We start from the raw sequence: 977 nt of genomic DNA, 5'->3' as shown, positions 1-977 counted from the left end.
TGCGCAAACGTGCGGATAAGGGCCTGCTCGGCGGCATGACTGAAGTGCCGACGACCGGCTGGACCGCGCGGATCGACGGCGCCACAACGGACGCGGCGGCGCCCTTCCCCGGCAACTGGCGGCCAGCCGGGAAGATTGGTCATGTCTTCACCCATTTCGCGCTCGAACTCGACGTCTTCAAAACGATGACCGATGGCGCCGCCCCAGCGGGGCATTTCTGGTCGCCGGCCCATGAAATTTCCGGCGAAGCGCTGCCCACCGTCATGAAAAAGGTAATCGAAGCGGCGATACCGGGCGCGACGAAGAAGCAGCGCGCGCATTGAATCGCCCACATCACCTCCCATTGAATTGCGTTGAACGAGGACAAGAATGACCGAAATCCGCCACATCGTTTTCGACATCGGCAGAGTGCTGATCCATTACGATCCGAACCTGCCGTTCAGCCGTATCATTCCGGATGCCGAGGAGAGAAAGTGGTTTTTCGACAATGTCTGCACGCATGACTGGAACATCGAGCAGGACCGCGGCCGCACCTGGGAAGAGGCCGAGGCGCTGCTGATCGCCGAACACCCGGACCACGCCGAAAACATCCGCAACTTCCGCCGCCTCTGGCACGAGATGGTGCCTCACGCCTATGACGACAGCGTCCAGATCATGGACAAGCTGATCGAGAGCGGCCACGACGTCACCATGCTGACCAATTTCGCCGCCGACACGCTTGCCGAAGCCCGGCAGCGTTTCGACTTTCTCAACCGCCCGCGCGGTGTGACCATTTCGGGCGAGATCGGCATGATCAAGCCGGATCGCGGCATTTACGACCATCACGCGACTGCTTTCGGCCTCGACCCCGCGGCCACGCTGTTCATCGACGACAGCCAGAAGAATGTCGACGGCGCCAGGGCGGCCGGCTGGCAGTCGGTGCTGTTCACCGACGCAAAGACGCTTGCGGCGGACCTCGATCGCCTGGGGATCAGAGT

General features: G+C 62.0%; 2 protein-coding genes. Both read left to right on the top strand.

Going from position 1 to position 977, the window contains the following annotated elements; genetic code table 11:
- Positions 1-323 (top strand): NUDIX domain-containing protein (locus NMG80_RS07195; protein ID WP_254017472.1); only part of this gene is annotated, 323 nt, incomplete at its 5' end.
- A gap of 46 nt (positions 324-369) precedes the next feature.
- On the top strand, positions 370-977 hold a 608-nt coding region (locus NMG80_RS07190), incomplete at its 3' end, for an HAD family hydrolase (RefSeq protein ID WP_254017471.1).

The organism is Mesorhizobium escarrei (assembly GCF_935825525.1).
Lineage (GTDB): Bacteria > Pseudomonadota > Alphaproteobacteria > Rhizobiales > Rhizobiaceae > Mesorhizobium > Mesorhizobium escarrei.
This window is presented reverse-complemented; position numbering and strand designations above follow the sequence as displayed.